Below are 26,588 nucleotides of genomic sequence, written 5' to 3'. Positions count from 1 at the left end.
TCTAGGCGGCCACCGGCTGCAGCAGCGTGCGATCGCGGCCTTCGCGCTTGGCGCGGTACATCGCGTCGTCGGCGCGCGCGATCGCGGCGTCGAGGTCGGCCTCGCCCGCGCCGCCGCAGGGAGCGACGCCGGCCGAGAAAGTCACCGTGTAACCGGCGCCGGCGCAGGCCAGCGGCGCCGCGCGCAGGCGCTCGCGCAGCCGCGCCAGCACGGTCAGCGCCTGCTCGGGCGTGGTGGCCGGCATCAGCAGCAGGAACTCCTCGCCGCCCCAGCGCGCCAGCATGTCCTCGGCGCGCACCGTCTGCCGCGCCACCCGGGCGAAGTGGCGCAGCACCTCGTCGCCGACGGCGTGTCCGCGGCTGTCGTTGACCTGCTTGAAGCGGTCGAGGTCGATCATCGCGACGCACATCGACGCGCCGGGCTCGCGCGCCGCGCGCCGCAGGCGTTCGCCGGCGGCGCGGCGGTTGGTCAGGCCGGTCAGTTCGTCGTGCGTGGCCAGCGCCTCGATGCGCTCGAGCGCGCACGCGAGCTTCGAGCGTTCCTGCTCGGACTGGCGCTTGAGACGGCCGATCAGCGTCGCCAGCACCGACGAGACCGACAGCACGATGCCGGCGAAGACGAGGTGCAGCAGTTCGATGCGCGGGTCGTAGCGCTCGGGCTCGACCTGCGCCTTCCAGGCCATCACCAGCGCGACGGCGAGGTAGGCGGCGACGGCCATGCGCCAGGTCTGGCGCGGCGTCAGCGAGAACATGCCGAACAGCGGCAGCAGCACCAGCAGCAGCACGGCTGCCCCCCGCGCCGGGCCCGACAGCGCGTACGCCCAGCAGATCGCGACGGTGGCCCAGGAAGCCTGCACCCAGGACAGCCTGGCGTGCGTGACCCACTGCGGGGCCACGCCGGACCGCATCAGCAGGTAGAACAGCAACGCCCCTATGGTGCTGAAAACCGCCAGCCACGACGTGTTCGCCTCGTCGGCCAGGCCCAGCACCGCCTCGGCGTAATGGGCGACCGACATCAGCACGCAGGTCGTCCAGCCGACCAGCGTCAGCAGGGTGTGCAGCCGCTGGTCCGGGTCACGCCCGAGGAGCAGGTTGCCGAGGAAGCGCATCGCCGAAGGCAGCATGCACGCCAAATCGGCAAATATGATTCAAAGTTGAGCTGAATCAGGATGTTTCGATCAAATGCGTGAGCGGTAGCACGGCGCCCGCCTTGACTTCGCCCAGCGAGAAGCTGGTGTGCAGGTCCTTCACGTTGGGCAGCTTGAACAGCGTCTGCATCGTCCAGCGCGAGAAAGCGTCGAGGTCGGTGGCGACGACGTGCAGCTCGAAGGTGCCGGCGCCGCTGATGTAGTGGCAGGCCACGACCTCCGGCAGCGCGGCCAGCGCCTGCTCCAGCGCCTGCGTCGCCTCGGCGTTGTTGCGTTCGGCGTCGATGCGCACGAAGGCCAGCACGCCCAGGCCGACCCGGCGGCGGTCGATCTCGGCGCGGTAGCCGGTGATGTAACCCTGCTGCTCCAGCCGGCGCACGCGCCGCCAGGTCGGCGCAGGCGACAGGCCGATGCGCGTCGCCAGCTCGGCGTTGGACAGGCGCGCGTCGTGCTGCAGCGCCGCCAGGATCGCGACGTCGTGGCGGTCCAGCCCCTGGCGCGAGCCGTCGGCGGGCTCGGCCTCGGAACTCGTGGTTTTCCCTGAAACAGCGTTTTTGAGCACGGTTCTTTCTCCAAACCGCCAGTCTGCGAAATCACATTGCCGAAATCGTCGCCGACGCGGCAAGACCCGAAAAGACAGGGCGAACCCTGCTGCCTACACTGGTCCACAACCATCGGTCCGCCAGAGGCCAGCAGGAGACGAGATGAACGCACCCATGAGCGATGCGGTCCGCGAGGCGCTGGCCCGCGTGTCGCTCGACGACAAGTACGCGCTGGACAGCGGCCGCGCCTTCATGAGCGGCGTGCAGGCGCTGGTGCGGCTGCCGATGCTGCAGCGCCGCCGCGACGAACTCGCCGGCCTCAACACCGCCGGCTTCATCAGCGGCTACCGCGGCAGCCCGCTGGGCGGCTACGACCAGGCGCTGTGGGCGGCGAAGAAACACTTGGAGGCGCAAAACATCGTCTTCCAGCCCGGCGTCAACGAGGAGCTGGGCGCCACCGCGGTCTGGGGCACGCAGCAGCTCGACCTGTTCCCCGAGGCGAAGAAGTTCGACGGCGTCTTCGGCCTTTGGTACGGCAAGGGCCCGGGCGTGGACCGCTGCTCCGACGTCTTCAAGCACGCCAACATGGCCGGCACCGCGCGCCACGGCGGCGTCGTCGCGATCGCCGGCGACGACCACGTCGCCAAGAGCTCGACCGCGGCGCACCAGAGCGACCACATCTTCAAGGCCTGCGGGCTGCCGGTGTTCTTCCCGGCCAGCGTGCAGGAGATCCTGGACCTGGGGCTGCACGCGATCGCGATGAGCCGCTTCTCGGGCCTGTGGACCTCGATGAAGACGATCCAGGACATCGTCGAGAGCACCACCACCGTCGACATCGACCCGGCCCGCGTGCAGATCGTGCTGCCCGAGGACTTCGCGATGCCGCCCGGCGGCCTGCACATCCGCTGGCCCGACACGCCGCTGGAGCAGGAAGCGCGGCTGATGGACCACAAGTGGTACGCCGCGCTGGCCTACGTGCGCGCCAACCGGCTGAACCACGACGTCGTGCGCGGCCCGCACGACCGCTTCGGCATCATCGCCAGCGGCAAGTCCTGGAACGACACGCGCCAGGCGCTGGCCGACCTGGGGTTGGACGACGCCGCCTGCCACGCGCTCGGCATCCGGCTGCACAAGGTGGCCGTGGTCTGGCCGCTGGAGGCGACCGCGACGCGCGCCTTCGCCGAAGGGCTGGACGAGATCCTCGTCGTCGAGGAGAAGCGCCAGATCATCGAGTACCAGCTGAAGGAAGAGCTCTACAACTGGCGCCCCGACGTGCGCCCCAACGTGCTGGGCAAGTTCGACGAGCCCGAGGGCGAGGACAGCGGCGGCGAATGGAGCCGCCCCAACCCGAGCGAGAACTGGCTGTTGCGCGCCAAGGCCGACCTGACGCCGGCGATCATCGCGCGCGCCATCGCCAAGCGGCTGAAGAAGCTGGGCGTGCCGGCCGAGGTGGCCGCGCGCATGGACGCCTGGCTGGCCGTGGTCGACCGGCGCGAGCGTGAACTGGCCGCCGCCGGCCCCGACACCGGCGCGCGCCCGCCCTGGTTCTGCAGCGGCTGCCCGCACAACACCAGCACCCGCGTGCCCGAAGGCAGCCGCGCGCTGGCCGGCATCGGCTGCCACTACATGGCGACCTGGATGGACCGCGCGACGACGACCTTCTCGCAGATGGGCGGCGAAGGCGTCGCCTGGGTCGGTCAGGCGCCGTTCTCCAAGGACGGCCACGTCTTCGCCAACCTGGGCGACGGCACCTACTTCCACAGCGGCATCCTCGCGGTGCGCCAGAGCATCGCCGCCGGCGTCAACATCACCTACAAGCTGCTCTACAACGACGCCGTCGCGATGACCGGCGGCCAGCGTGTCGGCGAGCGCCCCGAGGGCCACTCGGTGCCGCAGATCGTCAAGAGCCTGGTCAGCGAAGGCGTCGCCAGGCTCGTCGTCGTCACCGACGAGCCGGCCAAGTACAGCGGCGTGATGCTCGAGCCCGGCGTCACGGTGCACCACCGCGACGAGTTCGACCGCCTGCAGAACGAGTTCCGCACGATCCGCGGCACGAGCGTCATCGTCTACGACCAGACCTGCGCCACCGAGAAACGCCGCCGCCGCAAGCGCGGCACGATGGCCGAGGCCGACTCGCGCGTCGTCATCAACGAACTGGTCTGCGAAGGCTGCGGCGACTGCAGCGTGCAGAGCAACTGCCTGTCGGTCGAGCCGCTGGAGACCGAGTTCGGCCGCAAGCGCCGCATCAACCAGAACACCTGCAACAAGGACTTCTCCTGCGTGAAGGGCTTCTGCCCGAGCTTCGTCACCGTGCAGGGCGGCACGCTGCGCAAGCCGGCGCCGCAGGCACGGCCGACGCTGGACGCGCTGCCCGCGGTGCCCGAGCCGGCGCTGCCGGTGGCCAGCGAGGCCTGGGGCATCCTCGTCGCCGGCATCGGCGGCACCGGCGTCATCACCATCGGCCAGCTGCTCGGCATGGCCGCGCACCTGGAAGGCAAGGCCGTCATCACGCAGGACGCTGGCGGCCTGGCGCAGAAAGGCGGCGCCGCCTGGAGCCACGTGCAGATCGCCGAGCACCCGGAGATGCTGCGCACCAGCAAGGTCGACACCGCCAAGGCCGACCTGCTGATCGCCTGCGACGCGATCGTCGGCGCGTCCAAGACGACGCTGGCGACGCTGGCCCCGGGCCGCAGCGCCGTCGTGCTCAACACCCACGGCACGCCGACCGCGGCGGTGATGGGCAACCCCGACTGGCAGTCGCCCGCCGGCGCCTGCGAAGCCGCGCTGCGCGCCAGCGTCGGCGACGCGGCGCTCGGCGCCTTCGACGCCGAACAGGCCGCCGAGCGCCTGCTCGGCGAGACGATCTACACCAACCCGCTGCTGCTGGGCTACGCCTGGCAGATGGGCCGCATCCCGTTGTCGCGTGCGGCGCTGATGCGCGCGATCGAGCTCAACGGCGTGCAGGTGCAGAAGAACCAGGCGGCCTTCGAATGGGGCCGGCGCTGCGCCCACGACCTGGCCGCCGTGCAGTCGCTGACCGCCGCGCGCCAGGTCATCGACATCGTGCGCCGGCCTTCGCTGGAGGAGATCGTCGCGCGCCGCGCCGATTTCCTCGTCGGCTACCAGGACGCGGCCTACGCCGCCGACTACCGCGGCTTCGTCGAGCGCGTGCGCGAAGCGGAACGGCCGCTGGGCAGTAGCAAGCTCTCGGAAGCCGTCGCGCGCTACCTCTTCAAGCTGATGGCCTACAAGGACGAGTACGAGGTCGCGCGGCTGCACAGCGACCCGGCCTTCCACGCCAGGCTGGAGACGATGTTCGAAGGCGACTTCAAGCTCGTGCACCACCTGGCGCCGCCGATGTTCGCGTCACGCAACGAACGCGGCGAACTGGTCAAGCGCCGCTACGGGCCCTGGCTGCACCACGTCTTCCCGCTGCTGGCGCGCTTCAAGCGCCTGCGCGGCACGGCCTTCGACCCCTTCGGCCGCAACCCCGAGCGCGTCGTCGAACGCCGGCTGATCGCCGACTACCGCGCCGCGATCGAGGAGATCCTCGCCGGGCTGGACGCGGCGCGGCTGCCGCTGGCGCTGGAGATCGCGCGCCTGCCGGAAGACATCCGCGGCTACGGCCACGTCAAGGAACGCCACCTGCGCGCGGTGCGCCCGCGCTGGGAGTCGCTGCTGGCACGCTGGCGCAGCAACACCCCCGCGCCCGTCACGCCGGTGACCGCCAGCGCCCGATAGACTGGGGCGCATGAAGCCGCCCACCCCGCCTGCCTGGTACGCGCTCGGCGCCGCGATGCGCGCCGACCTGCGGCGCGTGCCCTTCGTCGTCGGCGACCTCGTCGTCGGCGCGGTCGCGGCGGGCGAGCTCGACGCGCTCTCGGCTTTCGACGAACTGCAGGTGCACGAGGACGGCGTCGTGCTCGCCGTCGCGCCCGACGAACGCGACGCCGCGCTGGCGCGCATCAACGCCGCCTTGCGCGACGCCGGCCGGCTGCGCGGCTGGCGGGACGAGCCCTTCCCGCTCTACGACCCGGCGACGCTGACCGTGCTGGCGCATTTCGAACGCGCCGCGGCGCGCTACTGGGGCACGCTGACGCTGGGGGCGCACGCCACCGGCTGGGTCGCCGGGCCCGACGGCCGGCCAGCGGCGCTGTGGATCGCGCAGCGTTCGTTCACCAAGTCCACCGACCCGGGGCTGCACGACAACCTCATCGGCGGCGGCGTGCCGATCGGCCAGACGCCCGAACAGACGCTGGTGCGCGAAGCCTGGGAGGAAGCCGGCCTGGACGCCGAGGCGCTGGCGCCGCGCCGGCCCGGGCGTGTGCTGCGCACCGCGCGCGACATCCCCGAAGGCCTGCAGCACGAGCTGATCCACGGCTGGGACATCGAACTGCCTGCCGGCGTCGTGCCGCGCAACCAGGACGGCGAGGTGCACGCCTTCCGCCTGCTGGACGTCGAGGCCGCGCTGGCGCTCGCCGCCACCGCGGCGATGACGGTGGACGCGGCGCTGGTGACGCTGGACTTCGCGGTGCGCCACGGCCTCGTCGACGACGACGCGACGCTGGCGCGGCTGGCGCCGCTGGTCGTGGGGCTGTCCGGCTAGGCGTCGCCGAAGCCCCGGCGCCGTTCGGGCGCTTTCACCTGCGCTCATCGGGGCGATCAAATCCGTTGAACCGTCGAGCGGGGGCGGGCCGGAATACTGCCGGCCATGACGAACCCCGCCCGCTACGACGCCGTCGCCGTCGCCTTCCACTGGCTGCTGGCCCTGGCCATCGTCGGCGCCTTCTGCGTCGGCTTCTACATGGCCGACCTGCCGCTGTCGCCGACGCGGCTGAAGCTCTACAACTGGCACAAGTGGGCCGGCGTGCTGATCCTCGCGGCCTCGGCGCTGCGCCTGCTGTGGCGCCTGTCGCACCGCCCGCCGGCCGACCTGCCGGGCCCGGCCTGGCAGCAGCGTGCGGCGCACGCCGTGCACTGGGCGCTGTACGCGCTGTTCTTCGCCGTGCCGCTCTCGGGCTGGGCCTACAGCTCGGCGGCCGGTTTCCCGATCGTGCTCTTCGGCGTGCTGCCGCTGCCCGACTTCGTCGCCGCCGACCGCGCCTTCGCCGAGACGATCAAGCCGCTGCACGGGCTGCTGGCCTACACGCTGGCCACCGTCGTCGTGCTGCACGTCGCCGCCGCGATCAAGCACCAGTTCATCGACCGCGACGGCCTGCTCGACCGCATGCGCCTCGGCCGCCGCTGACCCTTCACCCGAGAAAGACCCGACCATGTCCTGCTCCCCGCTCTCCCGTGCCGCCGCGCCGCTGGCGCTGGCCGCCGCCCTGCTGGCCACGCCCTGGGCCGTGAAGGCCCAGACGCCCGCGACGCTGGTGCCCGCCGCCAGCGAGATCGCCTTCACGACGACGCCGATGGGCGTGCCGGTCGAAGGCAAGTTCGGCAAGTTCACGGCCCAGGTCGCGCTCGACCCGAAGAAGCCCGAGACGGGCAAGGTCGTGCTGACGATCGACACCGGCAGCGCCCGCTTCGGCACGCCCGAACTCGACGGCGAGATCGGCAAGCCGACCTGGCTGGCGACGGCCAAGTTCCCGCAGGCCAGCTTCCAGTCGACGCGCATCACCGCCGCCGGCGGCGGGCGCTTCCAGGTCGCCGGCAAGCTGACGATCAAGGGCGCGTCGCAGGACGTCGTCGTGCCGGTGCAGGTCACGCAGGCCGGCGGCACCAGCACCGCCACCGGCACGCTGAAGATCAAGCGCCTGGCCTTCAAGGTCGGCGACGGCGAATGGGCCGACACCTCGATGCTCGCCGACGACGTGCAGATCCGCTTCAAGCTCGCGCTCACCGGCCTGGCGCCGCTGTGAGCCCCGTTCACCCCACCCCGCAACAGGAGTCCCGATGAAGTCCTTCGCCACCGCCGCGCTGCTCGCCGCCGCCGCCTTCGCCGCCCAGGCCGAGCCGGTGACCTACAAGGTCGACCCGACGCACGCCGCCGCCTTCTACGAGATCGCCCACTTCGGCACCAGCACCAACCGCGGCCGCTTCCCCATCAAGGAAGGCACGGTGCAGATCGACCGCGCGGCCAAGACCGGCGCGGTGGACATCACGATCGACGTCGCCAACGTCGGCACCGGCGTCGCCGCGATGGACAAGCACCTGAAGGGCCCGGACTTCTTCGACACCGAGAAGCACCCCACCGGCCGCTTCGTCGCCGACAAGCTCACGTTCAGCGGCGACAAGGTCACCGAGGTCTCCGGCGCGCTGACGCTGCTGGGCAAGACCCACCCGGTGACGCTGAAGGCCAGCAACTTCAACTGCTACCAGAACCCGATGCTCAAGCGCGAGGTCTGCGGCGGCGACTTCGAGACGACGATCAAGCGCAGCCTCTGGGGCGTGAACTACGGCCTGCAGTACGGCTTCGCCGACGACATCAAGCTGCAGATCCAGGTCGAGGGCGTGCGCCAGTAAACCGCTCGCGCGCCACACCGACACAGGGCCGCCGCGTGCGGCCCTGTTCCGTTTCGCTACACGCGCGGGCACGGGGAAGAGGGGGTTAGACCGGGTTGCCCGGGATCAAGCCGGCTTGAATAGTGGCCCGGCGCTCGCGCCAGACGAGCGATCCACAGGAGACCCCATGCACGACGCCCCCTCGCCGGCGCCTCGCCGCCGCTTCCTGAAGAAAGCCGCTGCCGGCGCCGCCGGAGCCGGCGCGCTGGCCGCGCCGATGCTCGCCACGGCGCAGACGGCCACGCTGCGTTTCCAGAGCACCTGGCCGGCCAAGGACATCTTCCACGAGTACGCCCAGGACTTCGCCAAGAAGGTCAACGACATGGCCGGAGGCCGGCTGAAGATCGAGGTGCTGCCCGCCGGCGCCGTCGTGCCGGCCTTCCAGCTGCTCGAAGCCGTCGCCAAGGGCACGCTCGACGGCGGCCACGGCGTCATGGCCTACCACTACGGCAAGAACACCGCGCTGGCGCTGTGGGGCTCGGGCCCGTCCTTCGGCATGGACGCCAACATGCTGCTGGCCTGGCACAAGTACGGCGGTGGCGAGGCGCTGCTGGCCGACATCTACAAGAGCCTGAACATGGACGTGCGCTCGTTCCTGTACGGGCCGATGCCGACGCAGCCGCTGGGCTGGTTCAAGAAGCCGATCGCGCGCGTCGAGGACCTGAAGGGCGTCAAGTTCCGCACCGTCGGCATCGCCGTCGACGTCTTCACCGAGATGGGCGCGGCGGTGAACCCGCTGCCCGGCGGCGAGATCGTGCCGGCACTGGACCGCGGCCTGATCGACGGCGCCGAGTTCAACAACGCCAGCTCCGACCGCGTGCTCGGCTTCCCCGACGTCAGCAAGGTCTGCATGCTGCAGAGCTTCCACCAAAGCAGCGAGCAGTTTGAGATCCTGTTCAACGGCGCCAAGTACAACGGCCTGCCGGCGGACATGAAGAAGATCATCGAACACGCGGTCGAGGCCTCCAGCTCGGACATGAGCTGGAAGGCGATCGACCGCAACTCCAAGGACTACATCGAACTGAAGACCAAGGACGGCGTCAAGTTCTACAAGACGCCCGACGCGATCCTGCGCGCCCAGCTCGCGGCCTACGACAAGGTCGTCGAGAAGAAGTCGGCCGAGAACCCGTTCTTCAAGCGTGTCATCGAGAGCCAGCGCACCTTTGCCCAGCGCGCCGGCGCCTGGCAGAAGGACTACGGCGTCGACATGAAGATGGCCTGGAACCACTACTTCGCGCGCGGCTGATCCCGGCACCGCCCACCCCAGGCCACCGGCGGCCGCCGGTGGCCTTCCACGGTCGCCCTGCCCTGCCTCGCGAGGGAGTCGATGCAATCCTTGCTGCTCGCGGTGGACCGCCTGTCCACCTGGATGGGCCAGGCCTTCGCCTGGACCATCGTGCTGCTGACCTTCGGCATCAGCGCCGAGGTGTTCTCGCGCTACGTGCTCAACGAGCCCCATGACTGGGCGCTCAACGGCCAGATCATGCTCTACGGGGTGCTGTTCATGATGGCCGGCGCCTATACGCTGGCCAAGAACAACCACGTGCGCGGCGACGTGCTCTACGGCTTCTTCAGCCCGCGCACGCAGGCCACGGTCGATCTGGTGCTGTACCTGCTTTTCTTCCTGCCGGGCATCGTCGCGCTGACCTGGGCCGGCTGGACCTACGCGATGGAGTCCTGGGTCATCCGAGAGAAGACCTTCTCGGCGACACCGCTGCCGCTGTACCCGTTCAAGTTCGTGATCCCGCTGGCCGGCGCGCTGCTGCTGCTGCAGGGCGCGGTCGAGATCGTGCGCTGCGGGCTCTGCCTGCGCGACGGCCGCTGGCCCTCGCGCAGCGAGGACGTCGAGGAGGTCGACGTCGACAAGCTGAAGGCGATGGTGCACGTGAAGGACGAGGACATCGCCGCGCTGGACCGCTACGTCGAGCCGAAGGAGCGCTGAGTGAAGCTGCGCAAGGAACTGTGGTTCGGCTTCACGCTGATGGCGCTGATCCTGGCCAGCATCGCCGTCGTGATGCTGCGCGCCGAGGCCATCACCAACGGCCACCTCGGCCTGCTGATGCTGGCGCTGATCGTCGTCGCGATCATGCTCGGCTTTCCCACGGCGTTCACGCTGATGGGCATGGGGATGATCTTCACCTGGCTGGCCTACGAGCGCGACACCGGCAAGACGCTGGACCTGATGGTGCAGTCGGCGTTCAAGGTGATGAGCAACGACGTGCTGATCTCGATCCCGCTGTTCGTCTTCATGGGCTACCTGGTCGAACGCGCGAACCTGATCGAGAAGCTGTTCAAGAGCCTGCACTTGGCGATGGCGCGCGTGCCCGGCTCGCTGGCGGTGGCGACGCTGTTCACCTGCGCGATCTTCGCCACCGCCACCGGCATCGTCGGCGCTGTGGTCACGCTGATGGGGCTGCTGGCGCTGCCGCAGATGCTCAAGAGCGGCTACGACGTGCGGCTGTCGGCCGGCGCGATCACCGCCGGCGGCTGCCTGGGCATCCTGATCCCGCCGTCGGTGCTGCTGATCGTCTACGGCGCCACCGCCGGCGTCTCGGTGGTGCAGCTCTACGCCGGCGCCTTCTTCCCCGGGCTGATGCTGGCCGGGCTGTACATCGTCTTCGTCATCGCGGTCGCCGTCGTCAAACCCGGCTGGGCGCCGCCGCTGGCGCCCGAGCTGCGCACGGTGCGCCTGCCGCTGGCCACCGCGCGTTTCGCCGAAGGCGCCGAGCGGGCGCTGCCGGCGTTGCTGCAGGCGCTCAAGGGCCGGCGCAACGCCGAGGTGCCGACCGGCCATCTGCTCAAGCAGCTGGCGATCGTGCTGCTGCCCTTGATGCTCTATGCCGCGGTCGCGATCGGCGCCTACCGCGTCGTCACCGCGCCGGTGGTCGCGGCGGACACGCCGGCGGCCGGCGGGCTGGCCGAGATCGGTGCCGCGGACGGCGCGCGCGAAGAACCCGGCCTGGCCGAGCCGCCGAGCGAAGGGCTGGCGGAACCGCCGGGCTCGGGCGAACTGGCCGAACCGCCTTCGGCCGCGGGTGTCACCGAGCCGCCCGGCGCCGCGCCCGCGGCCACGGGTGCCGTCACCGAGCCGTCGGCGGCAAGCGCTTCGGCGGCGGCGCCGCGCAGCGCGCCGCGCGGCTACTGGATCGGCCTGGGCACCGGCGCGGTGGCGTTGCTGGCGTTCTACGCCCTGCTCAGCTTCCAGCGGCTCGAGATCTTCAAGATGCTGCTGAGCTCGTTCTTCCCGCTGATGACGCTGATCATGGCGGTACTGGGCTCGATCGTCTTCGGCCTGGCGACACCGACCGAGGCCGCGGCCGTCGGTGCGCTGGGCGGACTGCTGCTCGCTGCCGCCTACCGGCAGCTGAGCTTCGGCGTCGTCAAGGAAAGCGTGTTCCTGACGGCCAAGACCAGCGCGATGGTCTGCTGGCTGTTCGTCGGCTCGGCGATCTTCTCGTCGGCCTTCGCCTTGCTGGGCGGCCAGGAACTGGTCGAGCAGTGGGTGCTGTCGCTGAACCTGTCGAAGACGGAGTTCATGCTGCTGTCGCAGGTCATCATCTTCATCCTCGGCTGGCCGCTGGAGTGGACCGAGATCATCGTGATCTTCATGCCCATCTTCGTGCCGCTGCTGGACAACTTCGGCGTCGACCCGCTGTTCTTCGGCCTGCTCGTCGCGCTGAACCTGCAGACCGCGTTCCTGTCGCCGCCGGTGGCGATGGCCGCCTTCTACCTGAAGGGCGTCAGCCCGCCGCACGTCACGCTGAACCAGATCTTCGCCGGCATGCTGCCGTTCATGGGGATCCAGATCATCGCCATCGCGCTGCTCTACGCCTTCCCGGGCATCGGGCTGTGGCTGCCCGAACTGCTGTACCGCTGACGGCAGACGGCGGCGGGGCTGGCCCCGCCGCGCGTCGGACCGTCAGTCAGCCAGCGAGCGCGCGAAAGCGAACACCGAGTTCGGTGCGCGCGTCGTCACCGCACGCGGCGCCGGACGCGGCATCGCCAGCGCACGGCGGCGCGGCGAGACCTCGATGTCCACGCCCTTGGCGCGCTGTTCCTCGAGCAGCGACTCCAGCGTGATGCCGGACATGTGCTGCATCATCACCGCGTCCAGTTCGGCCCACAGCGCCTGGCCGGGCGTCACCTCGGCCGCCGGCGCCGGACGGTCCTCGACCGCGGCGACGATGTCGGCGATCGTGATCGCATCTGCGCGACGGCCCAGCGTGTAGCCGCCGCCCGGGCCGCGCGTGCTCTCGACGAGCCCCTGGCGACGCAGACGGGCGAAGACCTGCTCCATGTACGACAGCGACACCTGCAGCCGGCCGCAGATCGCGGCCAGGGCCACGGGGCCGGCCTGCTGGCGCAGGCCGAGGTCGACGAGGGCGTTGACCGCGAATCGGGTTCGGGTGCTCATGCGCATGGCAGGTTTCCTTTCTTGAGTCCGACGGAGAATCTAAGGTCGCATTCACTTCGCGTAAATGCGATATTTGAAGAAGCAAGGTTCGCAAAACTCGAAGCATGAACTTCAAGCACCTGCACTACTTCTGGGTCGCCGCTCGTGCTGGCGGCGTCGTGAAGGCCGGCGAGCAGCTGCACACGACGCCCCAGACGCTGTCGGCGCAGATCAAGCTCCTGGAAGACCGTCTGGGCCGCCGTTTGTTCCGCAAAAGCGGCCGCAAGCTCGAATTGACCGAAGACGGGCGTGTGGCGCTGGGCTACGCCGACGAGATCTTTGCACTGGGCAACGCGCTCGAAAGCGCGCTGCGCCAGCCCGGCGAGGGCGGTGTGCTGGAGCTGCGGGTCGGCGTCGCCGACTCGGTGCCCAAGTCGGTGGCCTACCGGCTGCTGGAGCCGGCGCTGGCGTTGCCCGAGCGCACGCGCATGGTCTGCCAGGAAGGCAAGTACGCCGAACTGCTGGCGCAGCTGGCGCTGCACCGGCTGGACCTGGTGATCGCCGACGAGCCGCTGTCGCGCCGCGTCAGCGTCAAGGCCTTCAACCATGCGCTGGGCGCCAGCCCGACGAGCTTCGTCGCCGCACCGGGCCTGGTGCTGGACGGCGCGTTCCCGCGCTGCCTGGACGGCGTGGCGATGCTGGTGCCGGGCGCCGCGTCGCCGCTGCGGCCGCAGCTCGAGGCCTGGCTGACGCGCCACGGCGTCGCGCCACGCATCGTCGGCGAGTTCGACGACGGCGCGCTGACCCGCGCCTTCGGCCGCGCCGGCCGCGGCGTCTTCCTCTGGCCGACGGCACTGGAGGCCGAACTGGTGGCCCAGGACGGCGTTCGTGTGGTCGGGCGCAGTGACGAACTGTTGCAGGAATTCTTCGCGATCTCGGTCGAACGCCGGCTCACGCACCCCTGCGTCGTCGCCATCACGCAGGCCGCACGGCGCGACCTCTTCAGCGCGTGAGCCACCCAGCGAGCGTGCGCTCACATCGCACACACACGCCGGCACACGGCCTTGCGGCAGCGTGGCGCGGGGGTGGCGGTGGGCGGGTCTCATCGTCGGGTGGGGCATCGAACTGCGAGCATGTCCGCTACAGAAGGCCGGCGCGGGGTAAAAGTTCCCCTTCGTCTTGTCGGACATCGCCGCATGCTGTCGGCCCGCAGCGCAGCACGTCGCCCGGCGCTGGCACCAGGACGGTGCCTGCGTACAGTGCTTTCATCGCCCACGGCGCGACCTCGACACCATGAGCCCCGCTTCCCGCAATCCCCAAGACTTCGACTGGCCCCGGCTGCGGGACCGGGTCATCCGCGCCTTCCACGTCTACGCCAACTGGCTGGTCGGCATCAGCTGGAAGCGCTTCATCGTGCTGTCGATCCTGCTGCTGATCGCGGCTTCGATCCTCGAGGAGATGCCGCCGTTCCGCTGGACGGTCACCGAGACGATCGAGAACGACCGCCCGACGCGCAGCGTGCGCAAGCCGGTGCAGCCGCCGGCGCCTCCGGCACCGCCGGTGAGCATCGTGACGCCGAAGGCGGCATCGGCCGCATCCGCCAGCTCCGGCGGCGCGCTGGACATCCGCATCGACGAACGCGGCATTCGCATCACGCCCAAGGACGCCGAACCGGCGACCCAGGCCGCCTCCGCTGCCGCATCGGCCGCCCAGATCGCCCAGCAGGCCGCGTCGACCGCCGACGAAGGCATCACGATCAACGTCCCGGCCAACGTCGACCGCGAAGCGATCCGCGAGGCGATCCAGGAAGCGCGCGACGCGATCCGCGAAGCCATCCAGGACCAGAAGCAGGCCGCACGCGACGCCGCCGATGCCGCGCGCGACGCCGCCGACGCGGCGCGCGAAGCAGCCAACGAAGACGAGATCGTCATCGACAGCGGCGGCCGGCGCGTGCGCCGCATCCACTGGGGCGACTTCCTCAGCGACCTGGCGCTGCTGTGGATCCTGGGCTCGGCGCTGATCAAGGCGACCTACAAGGGCCGCATCCAGGCCGAGGCCAAGGCCGCGCAGGCCACCGAGACCGCCGAGGCCGAGGCGCTGCGCCGCCAGGTCGTCGAAGCGCGCATGGCGGCGATGCAGGCCCAGGTCGAACCGCACTTCCTGTTCAACACGCTGGCCTCGATCGACCACCTGATCGAGACCGACCCGCAGCGCGCCAGCCAGATGCAGAAGAACCTGATCGCGCTGCTGCGCGCCAGCATGCCGACGATGCGCGAGACCAGCGACGGCGGCGTGCGCGAACTCGGCCGCGAGATCGCCGTCATCCGCCCCTACCTGGAGATCCTCAAGGTGCGCATGGAGGAACGCCTGGCCACCGTGCTCGACGTCCCCGACGGCCTGCTGTCGGCCGAGTTCCCGCCGATGATGATCCAGACCCTGGTCGAGAACGCGATCAAGCACGGCCTGGAGCCCAAGCCCGAAGGCGGCACGCTGACCGTGCGCGCCCAGGTCGTGCACGGCAAGCTGCAGGTGACCGTGGCCGACACCGGGCTGGGCTTCGGCAAGGCCGCGACCGCCGGCACCGGCGTCGGCCTGGCCAACGTGCGCGAACGCCTGCAGATGGTCTACGGCACGAAGGCGACGCTGGCCATCACCGAGAACCAGCCGAGCGGCACGGTCGTCACGATCACGGTACCGTACCGTTCGATCGAAGGCGCGGCGGCCGCCGCGGCCACGGCCTGAACCCCCGTCAGGACAACCCGATGAACGACAACGCCCCCGTGCGCGCCGTGCTCGCCGACGACGAGCGCCTGATGCGCGACCAGCTCCGCGCCCGCCTGGCCGAGGTCTGGCCCGAACTCGAGATCGTCGCCGAGGCGCGCAACGGCCTCGAAGCCGTCGAACTCGTCGACCAGCACCGGCCGGACATCGTCTTCCTCGACATCCGCATGCCGGGCCTGACCGGCGTCGACGCGGCGCGCCAGATCGCCCAGCTGCCGCCGCGCGACGACGGCGACGACGACGACGAACCGCTGCCCGAGATCGTCTTCATCACCGCCTACGACCAGTACGCGGTCGAGGCCTTCGAGCAGGGTGTCGCCGACTACGTGCTCAAGCCCGCCGAACGCGAGCGCCTGCAGCTCACCGTCGAACGCCTGCGCAAGCGCCTTGCTGCGCGCCGCGGCGAAGGCGACGAGGCGCCGGCGGCGACGAACATGCAGCAGCTGCTGCACAAGCTCGCCGCCCAGCTGAACCCTTCGGCCGCGCCGCGTTACCTCGAGTGGATCCAGGCCGGCGTCGGCAACGCGATCCAGATGATCCCGGTGCAGGACGTGCTGTTCTTCGTCAGCGACGAGAAGTACACGCGCGTGCAGACGGCGCAGGTCGAGGCGCTGATCAGGAAACCGATCAAGGAGCTGGTCGACGAGCTCGACCCGCAGCGCTTCTGGCAGATCCACCGCAGCACGCTGGTCAACGTCAACGCGATCTCGGGCGTCACGCGCGACTTCCGCGGCCGCCAGATCGTCAGCGTGCGCGGCCACCCGCAGAAGCTGGAAGTCAGCCGCAGCTACAACGGCCTGTTCAAGGGCATGTGAGCGTGACGCCGCGCCGGGCCGTGCTCGGGATCGCCGGCGTCGCCGCGCTGGCGGTCGGTGCCGGCGAGCTGATGCGGCGCTTCGGCCCCGCCGGGGCGTCGCCGCTCGTCGACGAAGCCGCGCCACCGCTGGCCGGGCCGCGGCTGGACGACCCGGCGGCCGCGTGGTCCTCGGCCGCGCTCGCCGGCCGGCCCTGGCTGCTGAACTTCTGGGCCTCGTGGTGCGCACCCTGCCGCGACGAGCACCCGCTGCTCGTGACACTGGCGGCCGAGCGCCGGCTGGCGATGGTCGGCGTCGCCCACCAGGACCGCCGCGACGCCGCACGCGGCTGGCTGGCGCGCCAGGGCAACCCGTACCAGACCGTGCTCGAAGACGCCGACGGCGCGCTGGCCGCGCCCTGGCGGCTGCCGGGCGTGCCGGCGACCTTCGTCGTCGACGCCGCCGGCCGCGTGCGCCTGCGCCGCATCGGGGCGCTGCGCGCGGCCGACCTCGACACCTGGGTGCGGCCGCTGCTGAAGGAACTGGGCGTCTAGTCGGCGCTCGGCGCTGGCGCCGAAGCCTTGGCCGCCAGCGCGGCGCGCAGCTTGGCCAGGCGCTCGCGCGGGTCTTCGCGGCCGGTGGACTCGTTGAGCTTCATCTCGGTGATGAAGCGGCTGGGCACCGCGGCGACGAGCTCGCGCCCCTTCTTGCGCCGGCGCAGCGTGCTGACGACCAGCGTGCGCCGGGCGCGCGTGATGCCGACGTACATCAGCCGCCGTTCCTCTTCCAGGCGCTCGGGCGTCATCTCCTCGTCGCCGGCGCGGAACGGCAGCAGGCCTTCGTTGACGCCGGCCAGCACGACGTGCGGCCACTCCAGGCCCTTGGACGCGTGCAGCGTCGACAGCGTGACCACGTCCTGATCCTCGCTGCGTTCGGCCAGGCTGATGATGACGGCGATCGTCTGCGCCACCTCCAGCACCGTCTGCTCGGGCCGGTCCTCGTCGCCGCCGGCACGGCGCGCGATCCAGCCGACGAAGTCGACGACGTTGCTCCAGCGCGAGGCGGCGATCTTCTCGCTCTCCTCGCCGTCATGCAGGTGGCGCTCGTAGCCGATGTCGGTGAGGAACTCCAGCATCAGCTTGCGCGCCTCCTCGCCGCCGCGCGTGTGGCGCGCGCGCTCCTCCAGCGCGTTCACGTAGCGGCCGAACTCGTGCAGCGAGTCGATCGCCTTGCCCTTCAGCGCGGTCTTCAGCGTCGGCGAGAACAGCGCCTCGAAGAGGCTGACCTTCCACTTGCCGGCGAACTCGCCCAGCGAAGCCAGGGTCTGGTGACCGATGCCGCGCTTGGGCGTCGTCACCGCGCGCAGGAAGGCGGGGTCGTCGTCGGGGTTGACCAGCAGGCGCAGCCAAGCGCACAAGTCCTTGATCTCGGCGCGGTCGAACCAGCTCTGGCCGCCCGAGACCTTGTACGGCACCTGCGCCTGACGCAGCTTCTGCTCGATGATGCGGGCCTGGTGGTTGGCGCGATAGAGGATCGCGAAGTCGGACCAGGCGATGCGCGCGTCGGCGCCACGCAGCGCCTGGATGCGCGCGACGGCGCGTTCGGCCTCGTGCTCCTCGCTGTCGCACTCCAGCAGCCGCACCGGCTCGCCGTCGCCGAACTCGCTCCAGAGCTTCTTCTCGTAGATCTTCGGGTTCTGCGCGATGACGTTGTTGGCGGCGCGCAGGATGTTGCCGGTGGAGCGGTAGTTCTGCTCCAGCGGGATGACCTTCAGCCGCGGGAAGTCCTGCGGCAGGCGCTTCAGGTTCTCGATCGTCGCGCCGCGCCAGCCGTAGATGCTCTGGTCGTCGTCGCCCACCGCGGTGAACGGAGTGTGCTCGCCAACCAGCGCCTTCAGCAGCTCGTACTGCACGGCGTTGGTGTCCTGGTACTCGTCGACCAGGATGTGGCGGAAAGTGCCCTGCCACTTCTCGCGCGCCTCGGCGTCGCGCGCCAGCAGCTTCAGCGGCAGCGAGATCAGGTCGTCGAAGTCCACCGCCTGGAAGGCGGCCAGCCGTTCCTCGTAGCGCTTCATGACGACGGCGGCGACCCGCTGGTCCTCGTCGGCGGCGGCGCGCGCCGCGGCTTCGGCGTCCAGGCCCTGGTTCTTCCAGAGGCTGATCGTCCACTGCCAGCTGCGCGCCACCGCGTTGTCGTTGCAGCCGCCGGCCTCGCGCAGCACGCCCAGCACGTCGTCGCTGTCGAAGATCGAGAACTGCTCCTTCAGCCCCAGCCGCGAGCCGTCGGTCTTCAGCATGCGCACGCCCAACGAGTGGAAGGTGCTGATCGCCAGATCCTTGGCGGCGCGGCCGCCGACGATCTGCTTGGCACGCTCGCGCATTTCGGCGGCGGCCTTGTTCGTGAAGGTGATGGCCGCGATCTGGCGCGGCTCCAGCCCGGCCTGCAGCAGGCGCGCGATCTTGTGCACGATGACGCGCGTCTTGCCCGAGCCGGCGCCGGCCAGCACCAGACACGGGCCGTCCAGATGGTGGACGGCGGCGAGCTGGGCAGGGTTGAGCGTGGCGGGAGCTTCGGCCATCGGGGGCGGCGTCGGGGGCAGGCGGGAGGGGCGCGCATCATAGGCCTTGGCGGCGGGGCCCACCGGCCCCGCCGCCTCCATGCCCGCCGCCGCCCGCGGCGGCCGCCTACTGCAGCACGAAGACCACCGCGGTGCGCGCCGGCAGCGTGAAGCGGCCGGCCGCGCTGTCCACCGTGGCGGTCGCCGCGCGCGTGTCGGCGGCGCCGGCGGCCCGGTGCACCGGGTGCAGCACCCAGGCCTTGCCGGCGTCCTCGGGAATCGTCAGCGTGCGCGCCTCGTCGTCGACGTTGACGAAGTACAGGATCTCGCCGAAGCCGGCGCCGGCATAGCCGCTGCCGTCCAGGTGGCCGACCAGCACCGTCGGCACCTGCGAGGCGCCGGTGTTGCGGAAGGCCAGCCGCGCCTTGACGTCGTCGGCGCTGCGCAGCCGGAACAGCGTCGAGCTGGCGCGGATGCGCAGCAGGTCGCGGAAGGCGTCGCGGGTCCAGGCGATCTGCGCCGGCGGCGGCAGCAGCTCGGTGTCGGCGAGCAGCGGGCGCATCAGGTCCCAGTTCGAGCCGTTGTCGCCTTCGGGCGGCAGGCCGACGCCGAAGTTGTTGCTGGTGTAAGTCCAGTCCAGCTTGTTGAACCAGTCGCCCGAGTCGTAACTGTTGCGGTCCAGCGACTTGCTGCGCAGCGTGTCGATGCCGGCGTGGAAGTAGGCGACACCCTGGCTGAAGACGTTGACCGCAGCCGCCAGCATCTGCACCCTGGCGCGGTCCTCGGCGCTGGTGGCCAGCGGCAGCTTGTAGACGTCGATGTCGAACAGCGTCTGGTTGTCGTGGTTCTCGACGTAGTTGACGACCTCGCCGGGCTGGCTGACGTAGCCTGCCGGCTGGCCGTTGTAGTCGATGGCCTGCAGCTGGCGCTGGTCGCCGGTGTAGGTGCGCAGCGTGTAGTCGCGGATCGAGCCGGCGAGGCCGACACGCACCAGATCGGCGGCGCGCAGCAGGTCGGTCGCCGTCTTGCCGCCGCCCAGCGCGTTCGGGTCGTAGAACAAGCCGTTGACGTAGCCCTGGTTGGCGATCAGCGCATCACCGCCGTCGAACGGGCTGCCGCCGCGCACCGCGTCGCGCGCCCGGTCGCTGAAGGTCGCGATGCCCGAGCCGTTCAGCGACAGCTGCGAGGCCTGGACGAAACGCGCGCCGTCGGCCACCTCGCCGAAGTTCCAGCCTTCGCCGATCAGGTCGACGTGGCGGCCGGTCGCGGCATCGACCGCGGCTTGAAGCCGCTCCATCACCGCACGCGGCTGGTGACCCATGAGGTCGAAGCGGAACGAGTCGATGCCGTACTGCGTCGCCCACAGCACGACCGAGTCGACCATCAGCTTGCCCATCATCAGGTTCTCGGTCGCGGTGTTGGCGCAGCAGGTCGAGTTCTCCAGGTCGCCGACCGCGTTCAGGCGCTGGTAGTAGCCGGGCACGACGCGGTCCAGCACCGCCTTGTCGTCCTGGCCGGCGGCCGTCGTGTGGTTGTAGACCACGTCCATGCCGACGCGCAGCCCGGCCGCGTGCAGCGCCATCACCATCGAACGGAACTCGCGCACGCGCACCGCGCCGTCCTGGGCGTCGGTCGCGTAGCTGCCTTCGGGCGCGTTGAAGTGGAAGGGGTCGTAGCCCCAGTTGAAGCAGTCCTCCGACTTCACCGCGCCGATCGCCGCCTGCTGCGTGCTGCCGTCCGGCGCGCCGGAGATGGTCGGCGTCACGCAGCCGGTCTCGGGCACGGTGGCGATGTCGAACACCGGCAGCAGGTGCACGTCGGTCAGCCCGGCGCCGGCCAGCGCCGCGAGGTGGCGCATGCCGTTGGAGGCGGTGTCGGTGAAAGCCAGGTACTTGCCGCGGTGCGCCGCCGGCACCGTGGCATCGTTGGCCGAGAAGTCGCGGACGTGCAATTCATAGATCGACATGTCGGGCGACGCGGCCAGCGCCGCCGGGCGCGTGTGGCCGTCCCAGCCGGCAGGCTTGAGCGCCGCCGCCGACAGGCTGCCGACGTAGCTGCGCTTGGAGTCGGCCGACAGGCTGACCGAGTACGGGTCGGTGACGAGCTGGCGCACCAGGCCGACGCCGCGCACGAAGACCTCGACGACCCAGCGGTAGTAGCGCCCGGACAGGTCGCCGCTGCGCTCGGCACGCCAGACGCCGGTGGCGGCGTCGAAGCTGGCGTCCTCCAGCGCGACGGTCGGGCCGGTGGCGCTGTCGTAGATGGCGACCGAGACCTTCTGCGCCGTCGGCGCCCAGAGCTTGAAGACCGTGCGCTCGGCACCCGGCGTGACGCCGAGGTCGCCGACGGTGGCGGCGGCCGCGTACAGGTCGTCCAGCGCGCCGGGCAGCTGCGCCGTCGTCGCGTTGCGCACCAGGCCGTCGGCCGTTTCCTGCACCAGCACCAGCTGGCGCTTGAGCAGGTCGCCCAGGCGCGCCTGGTCGGCGCTGCGCACGGCCAGCCGCACGCCGGGCGCGACGAACTTGAAGCGTTCGGCGACCGCGGCGTCGAGTTCGGCGGTCGACACGTCCAGCGTCAGCGCGCCGTCGGCACCGCTCGCCTTGGCGCCGCGCGGCGCCTGGATCTGGCCGCGCGAGGCGTAATAGAGCTTGAAGACGCCGGTCGAGTCCCAGCGCGGGGCCTGGATCAGCGCGCGCGTCAGCCAGTAGGCGCGTGCGTCGCGCGTCGACACCTGGCGCAGGTCGGGCGGCGCGGTGTAGACCGTCGCGTCGCCTTCGACGAGCCAGATCTCGCCGACGCCGCCGCTGGCCGCCAGCGTCGCGTAGTTGACGGCGATGTTGGCGTCGCGGCCGTCCTTGTCGTCGGGCGAGCCGCCGGGCGGGCGGCCGTGGATGATGAACTCCAGCCCGGTGCGCGAGGCGTCGTCCTTCGGGTTGAGCACGGGGATGTCGAAGACGATCTCGCCGTCGCCGGCGGCGTAGCCGGGCATCGCGTCGAAAGCGACCGCGGCCTGCCAGTCGCCGATCGTCACGCCGGGCAGGCGCGAGGCGTCCAGCCCGCTGCCGCTCCACAGGTGCAGGCCCCAGTTCGTGTAGCCGCCGTCGTAGCGCCGGTAGTGCACACGCACCGTGCCGAGGTCGGGCGCGCTGGCGCCGACCGGGTTGCGCGCGTAGTTCGTCGGGTCGCCGGCGAGCTTGTAGATCGCCGTGCCTTCGGCCAGCGCCCAGTACTGCTGCTGGTCGCCGTTGGCGCCGGACCAGCCCGAAGGCTCACGTTCCGAGCCGCCGCCCTTGACGATGATGAAGTTGAAGGCCGAGCTCGCGACCGGCACGTCCCAGTAGCTGCCGGCAGCGTCGACGCCGTCGGGCGCGCGGCCGGGCCAGCCGCCCAGCGCTTCGCCCGGCGCGTTGTAAACATACAGCGTCCAGCCGGCGTAGTTGGCGTCCGGGCGGCTGTAGTGCAGGCGCACCGTGACCGGTTCGCCGCCGGTTTCGGCCGGCACCGCGGCGAGCACTTTCTTGAGGTCGGTGGAGTCGCCCACCGAGAGGTCGCCGCCGCCGCCGCCACTGCCGCCGCAGCCCGGCACGAAAGCCAGCATCACCGAGGTGAAAACGAGTGCCCACCAGCGCCGCAGCAGCTGCCACGTTCCATTCATGTCTTGTCTCCTCTGACGTCCGGAGCCCCCGGCGACGGCAGGCCGCGGCCGGGGGTGCCGATGCTATTGAGACGGCTTGTGACGGCGACCCGAGCTAACCCGCGGTGGACGGCCCGTGACCCGGGGGTGTAGCAGGACTACAGTCCGACACGTCTCATTGCTCCACCGAACCATGTGCACCTCCACCCGCGCCTTCCGCCTTCTTGCCGTTGCCGCCGCGGCGGCCCTGCTCGTCGCCTGCGGGGGCGGCGGCGGGGGTGGCAGCGACGAGCCGCTGCCGAGCGTCGACACCAGCAGCGTCGCCGCCGCCGACCCGGGCAGCACGCTGGACGCCGGCTGGCAGCGCCGCGGCATCGCCCAGATCTTCGTGCGCAGCTACCAGGACAGCGACGGCGACGGCAAGGGCGACCTGAAGGGGCTGATTTCGCGGCTGGACTACCTGAAGTCGCTGGGCGTCGGCGGCATCTGGCTGATGCCGATCACCGCCAGCCAAGACGAGGACCACGGCTACGCGGTGAAGGACTACCGCGCCGTCGAGAGCGACTACGGCACGCTGGCCGACCTGGACGCGCTGGTCGCCGCGGCGCACGCGCGCGGCCTGGGCGTCATCGTCGACTACGTGATGAACCACAGCGCCGCCCAGCACCCGGCTTTCCTGAACTCGCGCGCCGGCGCGTCCAACGCCTTTCGCGGCTGGTACGTCTGGCAGAGCTCGCATCCCAGCGGCTGGAGCATCTACGGCAGCGACCCCTGGCGCGCCTACGACGGCAGCTGGTACTTCGCGCCGTTCTGGGACCAGATGCCCGACTTCAACCTGACGAACACGGCGGTCGTCGACTGGCACCACGACAACCTGCGCTTCTGGCTCAACCGCGGCGTCGACGGCTTCCGCTTCGACGCCGTCGGCAACCTCGTCGAGAACGGCCCGTCGGCCTGGGAGAACCAGCCGCAGAACCATGTGCTGATGGCTTCGGTGCGCGACCTGGTCGGCGGCTACCAGAACCGCTACATGGTCTGCGAAGGCCCGAGCGACCCGGCCGGCTACGCCGCGAGCTGCGGCAGCGCCTTCGCCTTCGGCCACCAGAGCGACCTGATCGCCGCGGCGCAGGGCGACACGACGGCCATCGCCGCCGTCGCCGCCTATCCGAGCACGGCCCCGGCCGGCGCGGCGACCTTCCTGTCCAACCACGACAGCTTCGCCGGCCAGCGCCCGTACGACCAGCTCGGCGGCAACGTCGCGCAGTACAAGCTCGCCGCCGCCACCTACCTGCTGCAGCCCGGCATTCCCTTCGTCTACTACGGCGAGGAGATCGGCATGGCCGGGGCCTCGTCGCTGAGCGGCGACCCCAAGCTGCGCACGCCGATGAGCTGGACGCCCTCGGGCGGCTTCACGACCGGCACGCCGTATCGCGCCAAGTCGGCCAACGTCTCGGGCTACAACGTCGAGGCCGAGGCGGCGGATGCCGGCTCGCTGCTGGCCTTCTACAAGACGATGCTGGCGCTGCGCGGCTCGCGGCCGTCGATCTCGGCGGGCGACTACCAGCAGCCGGCGGCCAGCGGCACGCTGCTGAGCTTCCAGCGCACGCAGGGCAGCGAACGCACTCTGGTCGTGCTGAACTACGGCGCCACCAGCGCGACGGCGACCGTCACCGGCCTGCCGGCCAATGCGACGCTGGCCAGCCTGTACCCGAGCGGCGATGCCGGCGCGACGGCGAGCGCCGCCGGGCAGGCCTCGATCACGATGGCCGCACGCTCGGTGCGCGTCTTCGACGTGCGCTGAACGGCGTCAAGCCTCGGCAGGCGCAGAACGCCTTCCGGCGTTCTGCGTCCAGGCTCAGCCCTCGCGCGTGATATCGCGCTCGGGCCTTCGGCAGGCGCAGAACGCCTTCCGGCGTCCTGCGTCCGGCCTCAGAGCTGCTGCAGCACCTCGTAGCGCTTCTGCCGGTACTCCTCGTCGGTGATGAGGCCGTTGTCGTGCAGGCGCTTCAGGGTGCGCAGGCGCTGTTCCTGCTCTTCGAAGAAGCCGGCGTCGCGCGGACGCTGCGGCGCGGGGGCGACGGCGCCCGGCGCCGCCGGAACCGGTGCCGGCACCGCAGCCGGTGCCGCGCCGGGGACCGGAGCAGCCGCCGGGGCGGCCGGGGCCGCAGCCTGCGGCGGAGCGACCAGCACCGAGACCCAGTCGGCGCGCACCTTGCGGCCGTTGGGCGCGTCGATGCGCACGCTGGCGTCGACCGGCGCGGCGCGACGGCCGGGCTCGAAGGCGATGCGCACGCCGGTGGCCCGGAACTGGCCCTCGAACTGCGCCCAGACCATGCCGGTGATCAGCTGCAGGCCGTCGGCGGTGCGGAACACGCGGCCGGTCGTCACGGTGCGCGGCACCAGCGGGCCGAAGCCGCCGTGGCGGCCGGTGACGGCGAACGCGACGTCCTGGTTCGGCTGCGCCGTCGCCAGCGCCTTGGCCAGGGCCGGCACCAGCGTCTTCAGTTCGTCGTCGTTGAACAGCGGGTCGTCCTTCGCGGCGTTGCGCAGCGGCGACAGTGCTGCACGCAGTTGCTCGCTGGAAATGACCGCCGGATGCATCGACGGCGCCGCGCCGGGCTCGGCGCGCTCGATGCGCACGAACTCGTGCGTGTCGGCATAGACCGTCGAGACCACCCGATCGGCACTGCTGTCGGGCATGAAACGCTCGGCACGCCCGGTGGGCGACTGCGCGAACGCGATCGAGGCGGCGCAGGCCAGCAGGGCCGCGCAGGACACCGGACGCCAGGCGCCGGACGGGAACGCACGCATCGACAAGCTCCTCAAGACAGGAAGCGGCCAGTGTCGCATGACGGCACACCCGGCCGACAGCGCGCCGGCGGCACCCGGCCCGTCAGGCCGCCGTAACAATCCTACATCAGGCCCCGGGGCTTGCCGCTAAGTCCTTGATTTGCAACGATTGACAAAGCCCACCAATAGAGTAAACCCGGTTTCATTGAGGTACGCCGATGTATATTCTCTACATCGGCATGCGCCAGGAGCGCAGGGGTCGTGGTGGTCGAGCCCGATCCGGGGCGCGATGGCGGAGGTGCGACAGTGGCAGACGTCCGATTGACGAACGTGAACAAGGCTTTCGGCGAGACGAAAGTGCTTCACGACATCAATCTGGAGATCCACGACGGCGAGTTCATGGTCTTTGTCGGGCCCTCGGGCTGCGGCAAGTCGACTCTGCTGCGTGTGATCGCGGGTTTGGAAGACATCACGTCGGGCGAGCTTCGCATCGGCGGGCGCGTCGTCAACGACGTGCCGCCGGCCGAACGCGGCATCGCGATGGTCTTCCAGTCGTACGCGCTGTATCCGCACATGACGCTGTTCGACAACATGGCCTTCGGCCTGAAGCTGGCCAAGATGCCGAAGGACGAGATCGACCGCGCGGTGCACGGCGCGGCCAAGATCCTCAACATCGAGCACCTGCTGGACCGCAAGCCCAAGGCGCTGTCCGGCGGCCAGCGCCAGCGCGTGGCGATCGGCCGCGCGATCGTGCGCAAGCCCGAGGTCTTCCTCTTCGACGAGCCGCTGTCCAACCTGGACGCCGCGCTGCGCGTGCGCATGCGCTACGAGTTCGCCAAGCTGCACGAGAGCCTGAAGACGACGATGGTCTACGTCACGCACGACCAGGTCGAGGCGATGACGCTGGCCAACCGCATCGTCGTGCTGTCCACCGGCAAGGTCGAGCAGGTCGGCGCGCCGCTGGAGCTCTACGAATACCCGGTGAACCTCTTCGTCGCCGGCTTCATCGGCTCGCCGAAGATGAACTTCATCACCGGCGAGATCGTCTCGGCCGACGCCAGCGGCGCCAGCGTGCGCCTGCCCTCCGGCGCCGTGCTGCGCGCCGAGGTCGACGCCGCGGCCGCCAAGCCCGGCGACAAGGTGACGCTGGGCGTGCGCCCGGAGCACTTCGTCGTCGGCGCGGAACACAACACGATCGAGGTCGAGCTGACCTTCGTGGAGTCGCTGGGCAGCCAGACGCACGGCTACGTCAGCTGCGCCGGCGTCGACGACGCGATGACCTGCGAGCTCGGCAGCGGCTCGACCGCGATCGCCGGCGACCGGCTGAAGCTGGGCATCCCGCCGTCGCACTGCCACCTGTTCGACGCCGAGGGCCAGGCCTTCCGGCGCCTGTACCGCCTGCCGCAGCGCGAGGCCGCCTGAGACGGCCCGCACCGCGACGCT

Annotated in this window: 20 protein-coding genes; 14 read left to right on the top strand and 6 right to left on the bottom strand. The window is 70.7% G+C overall.

The window, feature by feature from the left end; genetic code table 11:
* Position 1: 1 nt before the first annotated feature.
* Positions 2-1,123 (bottom strand): GGDEF domain-containing protein, encoded by a 1,122-nt coding sequence (locus RGE_RS01380; RefSeq protein ID WP_014426518.1) that lies wholly within the window; start codon positions 1,121-1,123, stop codon positions 2-4.
* Between the two features lie 40 nt (positions 1,124-1,163).
* Positions 1,164-1,709 (bottom strand): Lrp/AsnC family transcriptional regulator, encoded by a 546-nt coding sequence (locus tag RGE_RS01375; RefSeq protein WP_014426517.1) that lies wholly within the window; start codon positions 1,707-1,709, stop codon positions 1,164-1,166.
* Between the two features lie 142 nt (positions 1,710-1,851).
* Between RGE_RS01375 and RGE_RS01370 the strand changes: the two genes are divergently transcribed.
* From RGE_RS01370 to RGE_RS01335, 8 genes are all read left to right on the top strand, one after another.
* The gene (locus RGE_RS01370) at positions 1,852-5,430 is read left to right on the top strand and encodes an indolepyruvate ferredoxin oxidoreductase family protein (RefSeq protein ID WP_043783678.1); all 3,579 of its coding nucleotides are present in this window, start codon (positions 1,852-1,854) and stop codon (positions 5,428-5,430) included.
* A gap of 10 nt (positions 5,431-5,440) precedes the next feature.
* Positions 5,441-6,295 carry an NUDIX hydrolase gene (locus tag RGE_RS01365; RefSeq protein WP_014426515.1) on the top strand — a complete coding sequence of 285 codons (855 nt, stop codon included), beginning with the start codon at positions 5,441-5,443 and terminating at the stop codon, positions 6,293-6,295.
* 105 nt (positions 6,296-6,400) lie between these two features.
* Positions 6,401-6,937 (top strand): cytochrome b, encoded by a 537-nt coding sequence (locus tag RGE_RS01360; protein ID WP_014426514.1) that lies wholly within the window; start codon positions 6,401-6,403, stop codon positions 6,935-6,937.
* A gap of 25 nt (positions 6,938-6,962) precedes the next feature.
* The gene (locus tag RGE_RS01355) at positions 6,963-7,553 is read left to right on the top strand and encodes a YceI family protein (RefSeq protein ID WP_014426513.1); all 591 of its coding nucleotides are present in this window, start codon (positions 6,963-6,965) and stop codon (positions 7,551-7,553) included.
* Between the two features lie 34 nt (positions 7,554-7,587).
* Positions 7,588-8,157: a YceI family protein gene (locus tag RGE_RS01350; RefSeq protein ID WP_014426512.1), complete on the top strand. Its 570-nt coding sequence runs from the start codon at positions 7,588-7,590 to the stop codon at positions 8,155-8,157.
* 166 nt (positions 8,158-8,323) lie between these two features.
* On the top strand, positions 8,324-9,442 hold the full coding sequence (locus RGE_RS01345) for a TRAP transporter substrate-binding protein (protein ID WP_014426511.1): 1,119 nt from the start codon (positions 8,324-8,326) through the stop codon (positions 9,440-9,442).
* 81 nt (positions 9,443-9,523) lie between these two features.
* The gene (locus tag RGE_RS01340; RefSeq protein ID WP_014426510.1) at positions 9,524-10,138 is read left to right on the top strand and encodes a TRAP transporter small permease subunit; all 615 of its coding nucleotides are present in this window, start codon (positions 9,524-9,526) and stop codon (positions 10,136-10,138) included.
* A complete protein-coding gene (locus tag RGE_RS01335) occupies positions 10,139-12,073 on the top strand; it encodes a TRAP transporter large permease (protein WP_014426509.1) in 1,935 nt (644 codons plus the stop codon). It begins immediately after the preceding gene.
* Positions 12,074-12,115: 42 nt separating this feature from the next.
* Here RGE_RS01335 and RGE_RS01330 read toward each other — a convergent pair whose 3' ends face one another.
* A complete protein-coding gene (locus RGE_RS01330; RefSeq protein WP_014426508.1) occupies positions 12,116-12,616 on the bottom strand; it encodes an Rrf2 family transcriptional regulator in 501 nt (166 codons plus the stop codon).
* A 98-nt stretch (positions 12,617-12,714) separates the two neighbouring features.
* On the opposite strand from RGE_RS01330, the gene RGE_RS01325 reads away from it, so the two are divergent.
* From RGE_RS01325 to RGE_RS01310, 4 genes are all read left to right on the top strand, one after another.
* A complete protein-coding gene (locus RGE_RS01325) occupies positions 12,715-13,602 on the top strand; it encodes a LysR family transcriptional regulator (protein WP_014426507.1) in 888 nt (295 codons plus the stop codon).
* A 280-nt stretch (positions 13,603-13,882) separates the two neighbouring features.
* The gene (locus RGE_RS01320) at positions 13,883-15,331 is read left to right on the top strand and encodes a sensor histidine kinase (protein ID WP_014426506.1); all 1,449 of its coding nucleotides are present in this window, start codon (positions 13,883-13,885) and stop codon (positions 15,329-15,331) included.
* A gap of 20 nt (positions 15,332-15,351) precedes the next feature.
* Positions 15,352-16,185 carry a LytR/AlgR family response regulator transcription factor gene (locus tag RGE_RS01315; RefSeq protein WP_014426505.1) on the top strand — a complete coding sequence of 278 codons (834 nt, stop codon included), beginning with the start codon at positions 15,352-15,354 and terminating at the stop codon, positions 16,183-16,185.
* Between the two features lie 2 nt (positions 16,186-16,187).
* Entirely contained in the window at positions 16,188-16,718 is a 531-nt protein-coding gene (locus RGE_RS01310; RefSeq protein WP_232504972.1) for a redoxin family protein, read from the top strand.
* On the opposite strand, the gene RGE_RS01305 is transcribed toward RGE_RS01310, so the two are convergent.
* On the bottom strand, positions 16,715-18,742 hold the full coding sequence (locus tag RGE_RS01305; RefSeq protein ID WP_014426503.1) for an ATP-dependent helicase: 2,028 nt from the start codon (positions 18,740-18,742) through the stop codon (positions 16,715-16,717). The two genes, RGE_RS01310 and RGE_RS01305, sit on opposite strands and share 4 nt — an antisense overlap.
* Positions 18,743-18,848: 106 nt before the next feature.
* Positions 18,849-22,376 (bottom strand): alpha-1,6-glucosidase domain-containing protein, encoded by a 3,528-nt coding sequence (locus tag RGE_RS01300; RefSeq protein ID WP_014426502.1) that lies wholly within the window; start codon positions 22,374-22,376, stop codon positions 18,849-18,851.
* Between the two features lie 172 nt (positions 22,377-22,548).
* On the opposite strand from RGE_RS01300, the gene RGE_RS01295 reads away from it, so the two are divergent.
* Complete coding sequence (locus tag RGE_RS01295; RefSeq protein ID WP_014426500.1) at positions 22,549-24,156, top strand: alpha-amylase family glycosyl hydrolase; 1,608 nt, start codon at positions 22,549-22,551, stop codon at positions 24,154-24,156.
* A 128-nt stretch (positions 24,157-24,284) separates the two neighbouring features.
* Here the strand turns inward: RGE_RS01295 and RGE_RS24230 are convergent, their stop codons facing one another.
* Positions 24,285-25,166 carry an SHOCT domain-containing protein gene (locus RGE_RS24230; RefSeq protein WP_014426499.1) on the bottom strand — a complete coding sequence of 294 codons (882 nt, stop codon included), beginning with the start codon at positions 25,164-25,166 and terminating at the stop codon, positions 24,285-24,287.
* A gap of 285 nt (positions 25,167-25,451) precedes the next feature.
* Here RGE_RS24230 and RGE_RS01285 point away from each other — a divergent pair, with 285 nt between their 5' ends.
* On the top strand, positions 25,452-26,567 hold the full coding sequence (locus RGE_RS01285) for an ABC transporter ATP-binding protein (protein ID WP_014426498.1): 1,116 nt from the start codon (positions 25,452-25,454) through the stop codon (positions 26,565-26,567).
* The last annotated feature ends 21 nt before the right edge of the window (positions 26,568-26,588 follow it).

Origin of the sequence: Rubrivivax gelatinosus IL144 (genome assembly GCF_000284255.1) — a bacterium.
Lineage (GTDB): Bacteria > Pseudomonadota > Gammaproteobacteria > Burkholderiales > Burkholderiaceae_C > Rubrivivax > Rubrivivax gelatinosus_A.
The sequence above is the reverse complement of the archived record's forward strand: the minus strand, read 5'-3'. Positions and strand labels throughout refer to the sequence as shown.

Excerpts from the sequence above, each read along its gene's own strand:
- RGE_RS01345 (WP_014426511.1), top strand. The coding sequence starts at position 8,324 with ATGCACGACGCCCCCTCGCCGGCGCCTCGCCGCCGCTTCCTGAAGAAA.
- RGE_RS01355 (WP_014426513.1), top strand. The coding sequence starts at position 6,963 with ATGTCCTGCTCCCCGCTCTCCCGTGCCGCCGCGCCGCTGGCGCTGGCC.
- RGE_RS01365 (WP_014426515.1), top strand. The coding sequence starts at position 5,441 with ATGAAGCCGCCCACCCCGCCTGCCTGGTACGCGCTCGGCGCCGCGATG.
- RGE_RS01325 (WP_014426507.1), top strand. The coding sequence starts at position 12,715 with ATGAACTTCAAGCACCTGCACTACTTCTGGGTCGCCGCTCGTGCTGGC.
- RGE_RS01295 (WP_014426500.1), top strand. The coding sequence starts at position 22,549 with ATGTGCACCTCCACCCGCGCCTTCCGCCTTCTTGCCGTTGCCGCCGCG.
- RGE_RS01340 (WP_014426510.1), top strand. The coding sequence starts at position 9,524 with ATGCAATCCTTGCTGCTCGCGGTGGACCGCCTGTCCACCTGGATGGGC.
- RGE_RS01305 (WP_014426503.1), bottom strand. The coding sequence starts at position 18,742 with ATGGCCGAAGCTCCCGCCACGCTCAACCCTGCCCAGCTCGCCGCCGTC.
- RGE_RS01315 (WP_014426505.1), top strand. The coding sequence starts at position 15,352 with ATGAACGACAACGCCCCCGTGCGCGCCGTGCTCGCCGACGACGAGCGC.
- RGE_RS01360 (WP_014426514.1), top strand. The coding sequence starts at position 6,401 with ATGACGAACCCCGCCCGCTACGACGCCGTCGCCGTCGCCTTCCACTGG.
- RGE_RS24230 (WP_014426499.1), bottom strand. The coding sequence starts at position 25,166 with ATGCGTGCGTTCCCGTCCGGCGCCTGGCGTCCGGTGTCCTGCGCGGCC.
- RGE_RS01380 (WP_014426518.1), bottom strand. The coding sequence starts at position 1,123 with ATGCTGCCTTCGGCGATGCGCTTCCTCGGCAACCTGCTCCTCGGGCGT.
- RGE_RS01320 (WP_014426506.1), top strand. The coding sequence starts at position 13,883 with ATGAGCCCCGCTTCCCGCAATCCCCAAGACTTCGACTGGCCCCGGCTG.
- RGE_RS01350 (WP_014426512.1), top strand. The coding sequence starts at position 7,588 with ATGAAGTCCTTCGCCACCGCCGCGCTGCTCGCCGCCGCCGCCTTCGCC.
- RGE_RS01370 (WP_043783678.1), top strand. The coding sequence starts at position 1,852 with ATGAACGCACCCATGAGCGATGCGGTCCGCGAGGCGCTGGCCCGCGTG.
- RGE_RS01330 (WP_014426508.1), bottom strand. The coding sequence starts at position 12,616 with ATGCGCATGAGCACCCGAACCCGATTCGCGGTCAACGCCCTCGTCGAC.
- RGE_RS01300 (WP_014426502.1), bottom strand. The coding sequence starts at position 22,376 with ATGAATGGAACGTGGCAGCTGCTGCGGCGCTGGTGGGCACTCGTTTTC.